The organism is Pseudomonas sp. GL_090 (assembly GCF_057837765.1).
In genome coordinates this window covers 273,653-287,298 of record NZ_CM174452.1, presented here as the reverse complement: position 1 = coordinate 287,298, position 13,646 = coordinate 273,653, and the positions used below count along the sequence as shown (strand labels likewise).

The 13,646-nt window shown below is 61.9% G+C and carries 13 protein-coding genes; 8 read left to right on the top strand and 5 right to left on the bottom strand.

Annotation, left to right across the window (positions count from 1 at the left end; genetic code table 11):
- Positions 1 to 7 precede the first annotated feature (7 nt).
- From AC3ITA_RS01255 to AC3ITA_RS01245, 3 genes are read left to right on the top strand one after another with little or no spacing between them, the layout of a single operon-like run.
- The gene (locus AC3ITA_RS01255) at positions 8 to 1,816 is read left to right on the top strand and encodes a sensor histidine kinase (protein WP_095942365.1); all 1,809 of its coding nucleotides are present in this window, start codon (positions 8 to 10) and stop codon (positions 1,814 to 1,816) included.
- Positions 1,813 to 3,207 carry a sigma-54-dependent transcriptional regulator gene (locus tag AC3ITA_RS01250; protein ID WP_095942267.1) on the top strand — a complete coding sequence of 465 codons (1,395 nt, stop codon included), beginning with the start codon at positions 1,813 to 1,815 and terminating at the stop codon, positions 3,205 to 3,207. Before AC3ITA_RS01255 ends, AC3ITA_RS01250 begins: the two co-directional genes overlap by 4 nt.
- A 40-nt stretch (positions 3,208 to 3,247) precedes the next feature.
- Entirely contained in the window at positions 3,248 to 3,703 is a 456-nt protein-coding gene (locus AC3ITA_RS01245; protein ID WP_008003181.1) for a YiiD C-terminal domain-containing protein, read from the top strand.
- A 73-nt stretch (positions 3,704 to 3,776) separates the two neighbouring features.
- Here AC3ITA_RS01245 and cysQ read toward each other — a convergent pair whose 3' ends face one another.
- Together cysQ and nudE are read right to left on the bottom strand one after the other, a co-directional pair.
- A complete protein-coding gene (cysQ, locus tag AC3ITA_RS01240; protein WP_095942266.1) occupies positions 3,777 to 4,604 on the bottom strand; it encodes a 3'(2'),5'-bisphosphate nucleotidase CysQ in 828 nt (275 codons plus the stop codon).
- Positions 4,601 to 5,167 carry an ADP compounds hydrolase NudE gene (gene nudE, locus AC3ITA_RS01235; RefSeq protein WP_095942265.1) on the bottom strand — a complete coding sequence of 189 codons (567 nt, stop codon included), beginning with the start codon at positions 5,165 to 5,167 and terminating at the stop codon, positions 4,601 to 4,603. Before nudE ends, cysQ begins: the two co-directional genes overlap by 4 nt.
- A gap of 88 nt (positions 5,168 to 5,255) precedes the next feature.
- Here nudE and yrfG point away from each other — a divergent pair, with 88 nt between their 5' ends.
- Positions 5,256 to 5,918 carry a GMP/IMP nucleotidase gene (gene yrfG, locus AC3ITA_RS01230; protein ID WP_150672284.1) on the top strand — a complete coding sequence of 221 codons (663 nt, stop codon included), beginning with the start codon at positions 5,256 to 5,258 and terminating at the stop codon, positions 5,916 to 5,918.
- A gap of 121 nt (positions 5,919 to 6,039) precedes the next feature.
- Here yrfG and lysM read toward each other — a convergent pair whose 3' ends face one another.
- A complete protein-coding gene (lysM, locus tag AC3ITA_RS01225) occupies positions 6,040 to 6,480 on the bottom strand; it encodes a peptidoglycan-binding protein LysM (protein ID WP_095942263.1) in 441 nt (146 codons plus the stop codon).
- Positions 6,481 to 6,608: 128 nt separating this feature from the next.
- On the opposite strand from lysM, the gene AC3ITA_RS01220 reads away from it, so the two are divergent.
- The 4 genes from AC3ITA_RS01220 (at position 6,609) to AC3ITA_RS01205 (ending at position 11,587) form a co-directional block, all read left to right on the top strand.
- Complete coding sequence (locus tag AC3ITA_RS01220; RefSeq protein WP_095942262.1) at positions 6,609 to 7,496, top strand: LysR family transcriptional regulator; 888 nt, start codon at positions 6,609 to 6,611, stop codon at positions 7,494 to 7,496.
- A gap of 92 nt (positions 7,497 to 7,588) precedes the next feature.
- A complete protein-coding gene (gene fdhD / locus AC3ITA_RS01215) occupies positions 7,589 to 8,428 on the top strand; it encodes a formate dehydrogenase accessory sulfurtransferase FdhD (RefSeq protein WP_095942261.1) in 840 nt (279 codons plus the stop codon).
- Entirely contained in the window at positions 8,425 to 10,773 is a 2,349-nt protein-coding gene (locus AC3ITA_RS01210; RefSeq protein WP_489279193.1) for an FdhF/YdeP family oxidoreductase, read from the top strand. The genes fdhD and AC3ITA_RS01210 overlap by 4 nt, the downstream gene beginning before the upstream one ends.
- A gap of 325 nt (positions 10,774 to 11,098) precedes the next feature.
- Positions 11,099 to 11,587 carry a glycine zipper domain-containing protein gene (locus AC3ITA_RS01205; RefSeq protein WP_095942259.1) on the top strand — a complete coding sequence of 163 codons (489 nt, stop codon included), beginning with the start codon at positions 11,099 to 11,101 and terminating at the stop codon, positions 11,585 to 11,587.
- A gap of 66 nt (positions 11,588 to 11,653) precedes the next feature.
- Here the strand turns inward: AC3ITA_RS01205 and AC3ITA_RS01200 are convergent, their stop codons facing one another.
- Complete coding sequence (locus AC3ITA_RS01200; protein WP_489279192.1) at positions 11,654 to 12,076, bottom strand: acyl-CoA thioesterase; 423 nt, start codon at positions 12,074 to 12,076, stop codon at positions 11,654 to 11,656.
- 171 nt (positions 12,077 to 12,247) lie between these two features.
- The gene (locus AC3ITA_RS01195; protein ID WP_489279190.1) at positions 12,248 to 13,474 is read right to left on the bottom strand and encodes a 3-hydroxyacyl-CoA dehydrogenase; all 1,227 of its coding nucleotides are present in this window, start codon (positions 13,472 to 13,474) and stop codon (positions 12,248 to 12,250) included.
- Positions 13,475 to 13,646 lie beyond the last annotated feature (172 nt).

Below are 13,646 nucleotides of genomic sequence, written 5' to 3'. Positions count from 1 at the left end.
GCTGCTCATGAAACCGACTCTCCCTCCCAGACCCCGTTGGCGCAGCCTGGCCCTGCTGGCACTGTGCCTGGCGCCGTTGCTGTGGCCGCTGGAGCATCTCGCCGAGCGTTACTACCGCAGCGAGCTGGCCAGTCAGAATCGTCAGACCCTCGACCTCTACGTCGCCAACCTGCTGGGTACCCTGCACCGCTATGAAGTGTTGCCGCAGATCCTCGGCGACCTGCCGGCCCTGCGCGCCGTGCTCGGCGCACCGGACGATGGCGTCACCCAAGGCAACGCCAACCGCCTGCTGAAAAACATCGCCACCCAGACCGGTGCCGAAGTCATGTACCTGATGGACGCCACGGGCAAGACCCTGGCCGCCTCCAACTGGGACAAACACGACAGTTTCGTCGGGCGCAATTTTTCCTTCCGGCCGTATTTCAGCGAAGCCATGGCCGGGCGGCTCGGGCGCTTTTTCGGCCTGGGCACGACCTCCGCCAAGCGCGGTTACTTCTTCGCCGCCGGCGTGCGTAACGGCGAAAAAATCGTCGGTGTGCTGGTGGTCAAGGTCGACCTCGACCACACCGAAAGCCTGTGGGGCAAAACCCCGGAACAACTGCTGCTGACCGACCACAACGGCGTGGTCATTCTCACCTCGCGACCGGAGTGGCGATTCCGCTCGACCCGCCCGTTGAGCGAGGACGAAAGCAAAGCCATCACGGCGATCCAGCCCTATCCAACCCGCGATCCAAAACCGCTGAAGCTCAATCCCAATGCCTGGCTGACCCAAACCCAACAGATCGCCGAAACCGGCTGGGACGTCAGCATCCTCGCCCCGCGCACCTTGATCGACCGCCCGGTGCGCACGGTGGTGGCCATCGGTGGTGCAGCGTTGCTGGTGTTGATGCTGCTGCTTGGCCTGATGATGCAGCGCCGCCGCCATTATCTCGAGCGCATCGCTTTCGAAGCCAAGGCCCGTCGCGAGCTGGAAGGCCGGGTCGCCGAGCGCACCAGCGATCTCGAGGGCCTGAACCGGCGCCTGAAACAGGAAGTGCTGGAACGCGAACAGGCCCAACAAGAGCTGGTCCGCGCCCAGGATGATCTGGTGCAGGCCGGCAAATTGTCGGCACTGGGCACCATGTCGGCGAGCATCAGCCACGAACTCAATCAACCGCTGGCAGCGATTCGCAGCTACGCGGAAAACGCCGAAGTGTTGCTCGACCACCAGCGCACCGACGATGCCCGCGGCAACCTCAAGCTGATCAGCGAATTGACCGGGCGCATGGCCTCGATCATCGCCCACCTGCGCGCCTTTGCCCGCCGCGACCGGCATGCCCCGGAAAGCGTCGCCCTGCAACCGGCGCTGGACGATGCCCTGGCCTTGCTGGCCAAACGTCGACGCAGCATGGAAGTCGAGCTGATCCGCGACTTGCCCGCCGCCACCCTGTGGGTCGAGGCCGGGGAAACCCGCCTGCGCCAGGTTCTCGGCAATCTGCTGGCAAACGCCCTGGATGCCCTGACCGAAAAAGGCCCGCCACGTAAACTCTGGCTCAGTGCCCAATCCACGGCCGATGGCGTCAACCTGTACATTCGCGACAACGGTCCCGGCTTTTGCATGGAAGCCCTTGGGCGCGCCAGCGAGCCGTTCTACACCACCAAGACCCGTACCCAGGGCCTTGGCTTGGGGCTGGCAATTTGCGAAACCCTGATGCGCGCCTTCGGCGGTGAACTGTCGTTCGCCAACCACAAGGAGGGCGGCGCCCTGATTACCCTGAAGCTGCGCGCAGGCGCACCGGGCGTGAGCCTGCAACCGTCCGAGGACCGAAGTGCATGACCATCGACAACCGCATTCAGGTCGTGTTGATCGACGACGATCCCCACTTGCGCCAGGCCTTGAGCCAGACGCTGGATCTGGCGGGCCTGAAAATCCTGCCGCTGGCTGAAGCCAAGGGCCTGGCCGCGCAACTTGAACGTGATTGGCCGGGGGTGGTGGTCAGCGACATCCGCATGCCCGGCATGGACGGTCTCGAACTGTTGAGCGAACTGCATGCCCAGGACCCTGAGCTGCCGGTGCTGCTGATCACCGGCCACGGAGATGTGCCGCTGGCGGTGCAGGCCATGCGCGCCGGGGCCTATGATTTTCTGGAAAAGCCCTTCGCCAGCGACGCCCTGCTCGACAGTGTGCGCCGAGCGCTGGCCCTGCGTCGGCTGGTACTGGACAACCGCAGCCTGCGGCTGGCCTTGAGCGACCGCAATGAATTAAGCACCCGCCTGGTTGGCCACTCACCTTCGATGCTGCGCCTGCGCGAGCAGATCGGTGCCCTGGCGGCGACCAAGGCCGATGTGCTGATCCTCGGCGAAACCGGCGCGGGCAAAGAAGTCGTGGCCCGGGCGCTGCACGATTTATCGAGTCGCCGTAATGGACCGTTCGTAGCCATCAACGCTGGCGCCCTGGCCGAATCAGTGGTCGAAAGCGAGCTGTTCGGCCACGAGCCAGGCGCCTTCACCGGCGCGCAGAAACGCCGCATCGGCAAGTTCGAATTCGCCAATGGCGGCACGCTGTTCCTCGATGAAATCGAAAGCATGAGCCTGGATGTGCAGGTCAAATTGCTGCGTTTGCTGCAAGAGCGGGTGGTCGAACGCCTGGGCGGCAATCAGCTGATCCCGCTCGACATCCGCATCATCGCCGCCACCAAGGAAGACCTGCGCCAGGCGGCGGATCAAGGGCGCTTCCGTGCCGACCTGTATTACCGCCTGAACGTCGCGCCGCTGCGGATTCCACCGCTGCGCGAACGGGGCGAAGATGCGCTGATGCTGTTCCAGCATTTTGCCGATGAAGCCAGTGCTCGCCATGGCTTGCCGCCCCATGAACTGCAACCGGGGCAACGTGCCTTGCTGCTGCGCCACGCCTGGCCCGGCAACGTGCGCGAGCTGCAAAATGCCGCCGAGCGTTTTGCCCTCGGGCTCGAACTGGCCCTCGACAACAGCACAACGGAAGGCGACGCCGGCAACAGGGTCGAGGTCGTCAGCGGCGGTTTGAGTGAACAAGTGGAGAACTTCGAAAAAACACTTATCGCCGCCGAACTGGCACGCTCGCACAGCTCCGTGCGCAGCGTCGCCGAAGCCCTCGGCATTCCGCGCAAGACCCTGCACGACAAACTGCGCAAGCACGGTCTGAGTTTCGCCGACAGTGGTGCCCCGGCCCACCCTGACGATCTCGACTGAGTTACCGTCCAATCATCCACTTCACGCCAGAGGCCCCTGAATGAGCCGCGACAGTCGACAACTGGAATCCGTTCTCCATCACGACATTCCCCTCACCCGGGACATGGGCCTCAAAGTGCTCGACTGGCATGACCAGCAACTGCGCCTGCACTTGCCGCTGGAAGCCAACGTCAACCACAAGAGCACCATGTTCGGCGGCAGCCTGTATTGCGGCGCAGTCCTGGCCGGTTGGGGCTGGCTGCATCTGCGCCTCAAGGAAGAAGGCATTACCGACGGGCACATCGTGATTCAGGAAGGGCAGATCAGCTATCCGCTACCGGTGACGGGGGATGCCAACGCCATTTGCCAGGCACCGGACCCGGTGATCTGGAAGAAATTCCTGACCACCTTCCAGCGATATAGCCGAGCGCGGTTGACGCTGCATACACGGGTCGTCAATGAAGGCCGTGACGAGGATGCGGTGAGGTTTGTCGGGCAGTACGTGTTGCACCGCTGAACCAGGACGACCGCAAAACCTGTGGGAGCAAGCTCGCTCCCACAAGGATTTGCATCAGCGCGCGGGAACGATCTTATGCGCGGGCCAGCTCCAACAGCTTCTCCCGCCAGGCCGCCTTCGCCGGCAACGCCAGGAAGAACGTATTCAACAACGACTCCCGCGCCGGATAGCTGAACGGCTCGCCGCTCAACTCCAGCACTTCACCGCCCGCGCCTTCCAGCACACCTTGCGCTGCCGCCGTGTCCCACTGGGAAGTCAGTGCCAGGCGCGGATAGCAATCCGCCGCCCCTTCGGCCACCAGGCAAAACTTCAACGAACTGCCAATACTGGTCAGTTGCAGCTCGCCAAGGCTGGCGCTCAACCCGGCCAGCAATCGCTCTTGCTCAGGGCTCGAATGGCGACGACTGGCCACCACGGTGAACGACTCGCCGGGCGCTAACGCCTCACGCACCTTGATCGCCACGGGCGAGCCACCTTTATCACCACGCCATGCGCCGAGCCCCGTACCACCGACGTAAAAACGCCCGTTGGTCGGCATCGACACCACACCGAACACCACCTGACCGTTTTCGATCAGAGCGATGTTGACGGTGAACTCCTCGCTGCCGCTGATGAATTCCTTGGTGCCATCCAGCGGATCGACCAGCCACCAGCGCTGCCATCCGGCACGCACGTCCTGGGGAATGTTGGCGTCTTCCTCGGAGAGCACCGGGATGCTCGGATCGAGCGCCGTCAGCCCGGCCAGAATCACGTGGTGAGCGGCCAGGTCGGCAGCGGTCACCGGCGAATCATCAGCCTTTGCCGTGACGGCGGTGCCTGTGCGCCAGAACGGCAGGATCGCATCACCGGCCTGCAAGGCCAGTTCAATCACCGATGCCATCATCGGATGTGGGAAATTCATTGCTGGAACGCTCCGCGCTGAGTCAAAAGGTCTCGGGCCAGGTACAGCGCCGCCAAGGCACGGCCTTCGGTAAATTGTGGGTTTTGTGCAAGCGCCGAGAGCTCACGCAGATTGACCTTGTCCACCCGCATCGGCTCTGGCTCGTCGCCTTCCAGACGCTCTTCGTAGAGGTCGGTAGCCAGCACTACTTGAATCTTCTGGCTCATGTAGCCAGGGGACAGCGACAACTCGGTCAGGTGCTCCAGTTGCCGCGCGCCAAAACCGGCCTCTTCCTTGAGCTCGCGCTCGGCCGCCGCCAGCACGTCTTCGCCCGGCTCGATCAAACCCTTGGGCAATGACATTTCATATGCATCCGTGCCGCCGCAATACTCCTCGACCAGCACCGCATGCTCGGCATCGAGCATCGCCACGATCATCACCGCGCCGTACCCGGCACCCTTGCCGACCAGGCGTTCATACGTGCGCTCCACGCCGTTGGAAAAGCGCAACTTCATCTCCTCCACGCAGAACAATCGACTGGTGGCGACAATTTCGCGGGCGAGTATGGTGGGTTTCTGGCGCATGCAAAGCTCCTTGGCGTGAACGCGCTACTATAACGCGGCTTTCCCGATTGTTTACGCCAGAAATCTTTCTACTGCCCGAGACGTTGCCATGCCTTCATTACCCTGGTCCGACATCGATACCGTTCTGCTGGACATGGACGGCACGCTGCTGGACCTGCATTTCGACAACCACTTCTGGATGGAGCACCTGCCCCAGCGTTACGCCGAACTGCACGGGGTCAGTCGGGCCATGGCCGAGATGGAACTGCAGCCGTTGTTCGAGCGCAATGCCGGCCAGTTGCAGTGGTACTGCCTGGACTTCTGGAGCGCCGAACTGAAACTGTCAGTGCGCGAGCTGAAACTGGAAACCGCGCACCTGATCGCCCTGCGCCCGGATGCCGACACCTTTCTGGCGGCGATCAAACAGGCCGGCAAGCGCGTGGTGCTGATCACCAATGCCCATCGGGATGCGCTGTCGTTGAAGCTGGAAAAAATCGAACTGGCGCCCTACTTCGAGCGTTTGATCAGTTCCCATGACTACGGCTTCCCCAAGGAAAACCCGCAATTCTGGGATGCGCTGCAAGCCGATATCGATTTCGATCCTGCGCGCAGCCTGTTCATCGACGACACCTTGCCGATCCTGCGCAGCGCACGGGACTTTGGCGTGGCGCATTTGCTGGCCGTGCGTGAGCCGGACAGCCGCAAGGGGCCGAAGGACACGGCGGAGTTTGCAGCGGTCGGGGATTATCGGGATTTGATTGCAGGACTCTAGACCGAGTTGCCTGCATCGCGAGCAGGCTCGCTCCCACATTTGATCTTGGTCGTATACAAATCCCGTGTTCACGGGAGATGCATTGTGGGAGCGAGCCTGCTCGCGATAGCGGTCTTGAGGCTTACTCAGGAATCCGCAACGACTGCCCCGGATAGATCTTGTCCGGGTGCGACAGCATTGGTTTGTTGGCCTCGAAGATTTTGTTGTACTTGTTGGCATCGCCGTACACGCGCTTGGAAATCGCGCTGAGGGTGTCACCCTTCACGACGGTGACAAACACTGCGGCAGCAACGACAGGCCCGGTCACAGTAATCTGATCATCCACACTGCCAACCCCGGCGATATTGCCCACCGCCAGCAGGATCTTTTCCTTCTCTTCCTGGCTCGCCACTTCACCGGTCACCGTGACCTTGTCGCCATCGACCGTCGCCTGCACATTCGGGTTGCCCAGGCCGACCTTGCTGATGTGCGCCTTCAATTGTTCACTGGCGTTGGCGTTACCTGGCGTCAGCAAATCCAGCAATTTTTCGCCTGCTTCCTTCACAAAGCTCAAAAGACTCATAGTGCACTCTCCTTGGGTTTCGGGTTCCAGACGTCAAAGCCTAGACCACAGTCGTCACTTGCGAATCCAACCCGACCAATGACCCCGCTTGCGATAGAATCCGCACCTTCCCAACCCCAGGAGCGCAGATGGACATCAAGCAGCTGAAATTCCTCATCGCGCTCGACGAAACCCGTCATTTCGGCCAGGCCGCCGCACGCTGCCACATCACCCAGCCGACCCTGTCCATGCGCCTGCGCAGCCTCGAAGAAGAACTCGACTTGCCGCTGGTCAATCGCGGCCAGCGCTTCGAGAGCTTCACCGCTCCGGGCGAGCGGGTGCTGGCCTGGGCGCGCACCGTACTGGCGGCCTATGATGGCTTGTACGCCGAGGCGGCCGCCTGTCGCGGCAATCTGGTCGGCACCTTGCGTCTGGGCGTAGTGCCGTTGTCGAGCTTCGATCCGCTGCCACTGCTGCAACGCTTGCACGCCGAACACCCGAACCTGCGCTTCGAACTCTCGGCCCTGAGTTCGGAGCAGATCCTTGAGCAATTGGCGAACAATCGCCTGGATCTCGGCGTGTCATACCTGGAACGCCTGGATGCCGAACACTTCGATTCTCTGGCCTTCAGCGAAACCCACATGGGTCTGCTCTACGACCAACGCTTCTTCACCTTTGGTGAGGTGCCGCTGAGCTGGGAATCCTTGATCGAACTGCCGCTGGGCATGCTCACCAGCGGCATGCACTTTCGCCAGTCCATCGACCACAACTTCCACAGCCGTGGCCTGACCCCGCAGCCGTTGTTGCAGACCGATGCCGTGCATCAACTGTTACAAGCCGTGCACGGCGGCTTGTGTTGCGCCGTGATGCCATTGGACGGCGGCCTCGAAGGCCTGACCGAACACTTGCGCCTGCAACCGATCGAGAACGCCCAGACCCTTGGCCGCCTGGGGCTGATCATGCGTCGCAGCGCGCCACGCTCGGCGTTGGCAGAAGCCTGTTTTGCCCTCTATCAGCAATCGCTGATCGGTACTTGATCGACAGCATCTATCGGTAGATCAGTATTAGCGATTAGACGTGACAACTTGCCGCGCCTAGTCTTAAAGCTGATCAAACCGTCGGTGATGCCATGAACACCAAGCGCCCTGCATGCGCGGCGCCTGCTCTAGAAACGCCCGCGCCCGCCGCCAGCCAGACGTACAGCTATAGCAATCTCGAATACTCCGAATCGGCCAGCACCGCGCTGGCCGAAGAAGTTGCGCTGGCGATTGCCTTCAACGGCATCAGCCAGGCGGTCATGCTGGTGACGCCTACGGACCTGGAAGACTTCATCGTCGGCTTCAGTCTGGGCAGCGGCATCATCCAGGACGCCACGGACATCTACGACCTGCAACTCAGCGGCTCGGGGTCGGCGCAATACGCGCAAGTCACCATCGCCAACCGCGCGTTCTGGAACCTCAAGCAGCAGCGTCGACAACTGGCCGGCACCAGCGGTTGCGGGTTGTGCGGTGTGGAAGCGGTCGAGCAGGCGTTGCCAGACCTTCAGGTATTGCCCGGCGCCCCGTTGCCGCCGGTCGAATGGCTTGATGGCCTGCGCGAGCGCATCGGCGCCTTTCAGCCCTTGGGCCAACATTGCGGTGCGGTGCATGCCGCGGTGTTCATGAACGACAAAGGTGAGTTGTTGCTCGGCCGCGAAGACATCGGCCGGCACAACGCCCTCGACAAGCTGATCGGCGGATTGATCCGGCAAAAAATCCCGACCGCTGGCGGCCTGGCGATTGTCACCAGCCGCTGCAGCCTCGAATTGATCCAGAAAGTCTTGCGCGCCGGCATCCAGACCCTGGTCAGCCTGTCGTCGCCCACGGGCCTAGCCGTGCAATGGGCCCGTCGCCACAACCTCAATCTCATCCATCTGCCACAGAAGAATGCACCGCGGGTCTATAGCCCAACGTTGGAGAAACAAGCGTGAGTCAACACCGTCAAGCCGACCAGACACCTGTCCCTCGCTATAAGCCCTACAAAGGCCCGGCCGGTGGATGGGGCGCACTGATCAGCGTCGCTCAGGCCTGGCTGACCAGCGACAACGCGCTGAAAAACCTGCGCATGATGCTCAAGACCAACAAGAACGGCGGCTTCGACTGCCCTGGTTGCGCCTGGGGTGACTCCAGGGAAGGCGGCATGGTGATGTTCTGCGAGAACGGCGCCAAGGCGGTGAACTGGGAAGCGACCAAACGCCGTGTCGATGCCAAATTTTTCGCCAAACACAGCGTCACGTCCTTGCTGGAGCAAAGCGACTACTGGCTCGAATATCAGGGCCGCCTGACCGAGCCGATGAGCTATGACGCCGAGACCGATCGCTACAAGCCGATCAGTTGGGACGCCGCGTTCGCGCTGATCGCCAAACACCTGAACGGCCTGTCGAGCCCGGATCAGGCCGAGTTCTACACCTCGGGCCGGGCCAGCAATGAAGCGGCGTACCTCTATCAGCTGTTCGTGCGCGCCTACGGCACCAACAACTTCCCCGACTGCTCGAACATGTGCCACGAGGCCAGCGGTGTCGCGATGTCGCAAAGTGTCGGGGTCGGCAAAGGCACCGTGACCTTCGACGACTTCGAACACGCCGATGCGATTTTCGTCTGGGGCCAGAACCCCGGTACCAACCACCCACGGATGCTCGAACCATTGCGCGAAGCGGTGAAGCGCGGCGCGCAAGTGGTGTGCATCAACCCGCTGAAAGAGCGTGGCCTGGAGCGTTTCCAGCACCCGCAGCACGCGTTCGAAATGCTCACCAACGGCGACAAACCGACCAACACCGCGTTCTTCCGCCCGGCACTGGGCGGCGACATGGCGATCATGCGCGGCATGGCGAAATTCCTCCTGCTGTGGGAGCGCGATGCGCAGAAAACCGGTGCCCCGGCGGTGTTCGACCACGACTTCCTCAATGAGCACAGCGTCAACGTGCTGGATTACCTGGCCGTCATCGACGACACCCCGTGGGAGCAGATCGTCGAGCAGTCCGGCCTGAGCCTGATAGAAATCGAGCAGGCGGCGCGCATGTACGCCAAGGGCAAGAACGTGATCATGTGTTGGGCCATGGGCATCACCCAGCATCGCCATTCGGTGGCGACCATCCAGGAAATCGCCAACCTGATGCTGCTGCGCGGCAACATCGGCCGACCGGGTGCAGGCCTATGCCCGGTCCGTGGTCACAGCAACGTGCAGGGCGACCGGACCATGGGCATCAACGAACGCCCTCCTGTCGCGTTCCTCGATGCCCTGGAGCGGCGCTTCCAGTTCAAGGTGCCACGCGACAACGGCCACAACGTGGTCGAGGCGATTCACGCCATGGCTGAAGGGCGGGCGAAAGTCTTCATCGGCCTGGGCGGCAACTTCGCCCAGGCCACGCCGGACAGCCCGCGCACATTCCAGGCCCTGCGAAACTGCGACCTGACCGTGCAGATCAGCACCAAGCTCAACCGCAGCCATTTGACCCATGGCAAGGACGCGCTGATCCTGCCGTGCCTGGGCCGCACCGACATCGATATCCAGACCGAAGGCCCGCAAGCGATCACCGTCGAAGACTCGTTCAGCATGGTCCACGCCTCCAATGGCCAGCTGCAGGCGCTGTCGAACCAGATGCGCTCGGAGCCGGCGATCCTGGCCGGCATCGCCGCCGCGACCCTGGGCAGCCACCCAGTGGACTGGAACTGGCTGGTGGCCGACTACAGCCGCATCCGCGACCTGATCGCCGAGACCATTCCCGGCTTCAAGGACTTCAACGAGAAGGTCAAAAACCCGGGCGGTTTCTACCTGGGTAACAGTGCCGGCGCACGCAAGTGGAACACCGCCTCGGGCCGGGCCAATTTCCGCTCGAACGCACTGCCCAAAGACCTGGTGCACGAACGCACCCGCGCCACCGGGGTACTGCCGGACCTGATCATGCAATCGATGCGTTCCCACGATCAGTACAACACCACCATCTATGGCCTCAACGACCGTTATCGCGGCGTGAAGGGACAGCGGGACGTGTTGTTCGTCAACGAAGCCGACATCATTCGTCTGGGCTTCAAGCCGGGGCAAAAGGCGGACATCGTTTCGCTCTGGGACGATGGTGTTGAACGTCGGGTGAAAGGCTTCACACTGCTGGCGTTTGATATCCCGGCCGGGCAGGCGGCGGCCTACTATCCGGAAGTGAACCCCTTGGTGCCGCTGGAAAGCACCGGTGATGGCAGCCATACGCCGACATCGAAGTTTGTGGCGATCCGGTTGGAAGCGGCGAGTGAGACCGGGTTGATCATGGCCAGGTCTGCGTAACGCTCGTCTGTGCCGGCCTCATCGCGAGCAGGCTCGCTCCTACAGGAGACCGCATTCCAATGTAGGAGCGGACCTGCTCGCGATGGGGCCAGACCAATCACCAAAAACTCCGGACCCTGCACTTTCCTTTCGCCCACAAAAAAGGCCGCTTTCTTATGAAAACGGCCTTTGCGAAGTAGTAAAAGACCTGCAAAAAAACGTTAAGTTCCGCCCAAAAAACAGTAACTTGCAATATTGTATACAGGTCGTGTTATTCGTCGGATTTCGATTGTCACGCCCATTCCAGAGCCTCAGGATCGCGCCGTCATCCCCTAGAGGTTCCTCCATGAAGTTCTCCTCGATTCTCTTGTTGTCCCTTGGCCTGGTCAGCGGTATCGCGTCTGCTGGCGGCACCACCGAAGCCGGTGTAGGCGGCGCATTGGGCGGGGTTTTAGGCTCGGTCGTCGGTCAGTCGTTAGGCGGCAGTACAGGTTCCACCATCGGCGCGGCCCTGGGTGGCGCGGGTGGTAGCGCCGTCGGCGCAAACAAGCACAGCCGTGGCGAAGCAGCCCTTGGCGGTGCGTTGGGTGCAGCGGGCGGTAACGTGGTCGGCCGCAGCGTGGGCGGCACCACCGGCAGCCTGATCGGCGCCGCAGCGGGCGGCGGCGCCGGTGGCGCGCTGGGTAACTACATGGGCAAAGAGTACGATCATGATGATGACGGTGATCGTCGTTACTATGGTGGTCGTGATGATCGTCGTTACTACCGTGGCGGCCATCCGGGCCGTGGCCATGCCTATGGCCATCGCAAGCACCACAAGTACTACCGCGACTAAGGCCTCGAGCGCCTCGCTGGTAAGTACTACAAAAATCGCAGCCCAAGGGCTGCGATTTTTTTTGCCTTACTGAACCACCAGACGCTCCAGCGCCCCGCGCAATCCTGCAGGAATCGCCACGGGCTGATTCGACACACGATCGACAAACACATGCACGACGCGCCCCGCTGCGCAGGCCTCGTCCTCCCCTTGCTTGAACACGGCCAGTTCGTATTGCACCGAACTGTTGCCCAACTTGCCTACCCGCAGACCAATCTCGATCCGGTCCGGGAAAGCAATGGAAGCAAAGTAATCACAAGCCGAGCTCACCACGAACCCCACCACCTCACCGTCATGGATATCCAGCCCGCCGACTTCGATCAGGTAAGTGTTCACCACCGTATCGAAGAAGCTGTAGTAGGTAACGTTGTTCACGTGACCGTAGGCGTCGTTGTCGTGCCAGCGGGTGGTGATGGGCTGGAAGTGCGGATAATCGGTGCGTTGGGGCATCAGCGTTGATTCCTGAGTGGGTTCGCCAAGTCTAAGGCGAAACCGCGTTGTATTCATCGCGAGCAGGCTCGCTCCCACATTGGATCTCGACCAGACGCACTAGCTGTCTTCACCCGATCACCTGTGGGAGCGAGCCTGCTCGCGAAGGCGCCCTCACAGGCGCCGCTTCAATCACTTGTCAACAAAGCCCTTGCCAGCCGCCGCCAGCTCACCAATCACCCGCGCCGGTTGCCAGTGATCGCCCTGACGTGTCTCAAGGTCCATCAAGCGCCGGTGAATGTCCGCCAGCCCTTGCTGATCCGCCCATGCCATCGGCCCGCCCTTGTCCGCCGGAAAACCGTAACCGTTGAGGTAGACCAGATCGATATCGTGAGCCGACCCGGCGATGCCTTCCTGCAGGATCTTCGCGCCTTCGTTGACCAGTGCCAGCAAGCAGCGTTCGAGAATTTCTTCCGGGCCGATCTCGCGGCGCTGGAACCCCAGTTCCTCACTGACCTGAAGCACCAGTGCGTCGACCAGCGGATCGTGTTCGGCCTGACGACTGCCCGGTTCATAGTGATAAAAGCCGTTGCCACTCTTCTGGCCGAAACGTCCCTGCTCACACAAACGGTTATCCACCTGAACCTCCGGTGCGTCCTGCCCGATCCCGGATAACTGGCGCGAGCGCCATTGCAGGTCGACGCCCACCACGTCGAACATGCGGAACGGCCCCATGGCGAAACCGAAGCCTTGCAGCGCTGCGTCCACCTGGTAAGGATAAGCGCCCTCCAGCAGCATTTTTCGCGCTTCGAGCACATAGGTGTTGAGCATGCGGTTGCCGATGAAACCGTCGCAATTTCCCGCCACCACACTGACCTTGCCCATGCGCCGGCCGAGCGCCAGCGCCGCGTCGAGCACCGCCGGTGCAGTCTGCGCGCCACGGACGACTTCCAGCAGCTTCATGATGTGCGCCGGGCTGAAGAAGTGCAGGCCCAGCACTTGCTGCGGCCGGCGTGTGGCCGCGGCGATGGCATCGATATCCAGCGCCGAAGTATTGCTCGCCAGAATCGCTTCCGGCTTGAGCAGGCCATCAAGTTCGCGGAAGATTTTCTGCTTGAGCTCAAGGTTTTCGTACACCGCTTCAATGACCAGGTCGACATCGCGGATGGCCGTATAACCCTCTGCCGCCGTAACGCGCGCGACACGGGCATCGGCTTCGCTCTGATCAATACGCCCCTGACGCACGTTGTGGGCGTAGGTGTCCGCTACGGTGGCCAGCGCTTGCTCCAGCATTTGCGGATTGTTGTCGACCCACTGCACGGCCACCCCGGCGTTGGCCAGGCACATGACAATGCCACGGCCCATGGTGCCCGCGCCGATGACGGCGGCGCGCTGAATATTCGACGGTGTCTGGCTCATGTTTTGTTCTCTTGTTGGCGATCCGAAGACAGCCACCACCATAGTCAGCCACCGGGTTTTTTTGAAATTTATTCCTGTGATGAGCAACATTCAGCGGATGGATGTGCCCCTTTGAGTGCACCGCAAATCCCTGTGGGAGCGAGCCTGCTCGCGATGGCGGTGTGTCAGTCGC

What these genes read in the sequence shown, in the direction of transcription:
- AC3ITA_RS01255 (WP_095942365.1), top strand. Translation starts at nt 8, where the DNA reads ATGAAACCGACTCTCCCTCCCAGACCCCGTTGGCGCAGCCTGGCCCTG.
- AC3ITA_RS01250 (WP_095942267.1), top strand. Translation starts at nt 1,813, where the DNA reads ATGACCATCGACAACCGCATTCAGGTCGTGTTGATCGACGACGATCCC.
- AC3ITA_RS01245 (WP_008003181.1), top strand. Translation starts at nt 3,248, where the DNA reads ATGAGCCGCGACAGTCGACAACTGGAATCCGTTCTCCATCACGACATT.
- cysQ (WP_095942266.1), bottom strand. Translation starts at nt 4,604, where the DNA reads ATGAATTTCCCACATCCGATGATGGCATCGGTGATTGAACTGGCCTTG.
- nudE (WP_095942265.1), bottom strand. Translation starts at nt 5,167, where the DNA reads ATGCGCCAGAAACCCACCATACTCGCCCGCGAAATTGTCGCCACCAGT.
- yrfG (WP_150672284.1), top strand. Translation starts at nt 5,256, where the DNA reads ATGCCTTCATTACCCTGGTCCGACATCGATACCGTTCTGCTGGACATG.
- lysM (WP_095942263.1), bottom strand. Translation starts at nt 6,480, where the DNA reads ATGAGTCTTTTGAGCTTTGTGAAGGAAGCAGGCGAAAAATTGCTGGAT.
- AC3ITA_RS01220 (WP_095942262.1), top strand. Translation starts at nt 6,609, where the DNA reads ATGGACATCAAGCAGCTGAAATTCCTCATCGCGCTCGACGAAACCCGT.
- fdhD (WP_095942261.1), top strand. Translation starts at nt 7,589, where the DNA reads ATGAACACCAAGCGCCCTGCATGCGCGGCGCCTGCTCTAGAAACGCCC.
- AC3ITA_RS01205 (WP_095942259.1), top strand. Translation starts at nt 11,099, where the DNA reads ATGAAGTTCTCCTCGATTCTCTTGTTGTCCCTTGGCCTGGTCAGCGGT.
- AC3ITA_RS01200 (WP_489279192.1), bottom strand. Translation starts at nt 12,076, where the DNA reads ATGCCCCAACGCACCGATTATCCGCACTTCCAGCCCATCACCACCCGC.
- AC3ITA_RS01195 (WP_489279190.1), bottom strand. Translation starts at nt 13,474, where the DNA reads ATGAGCCAGACACCGTCGAATATTCAGCGCGCCGCCGTCATCGGCGCG.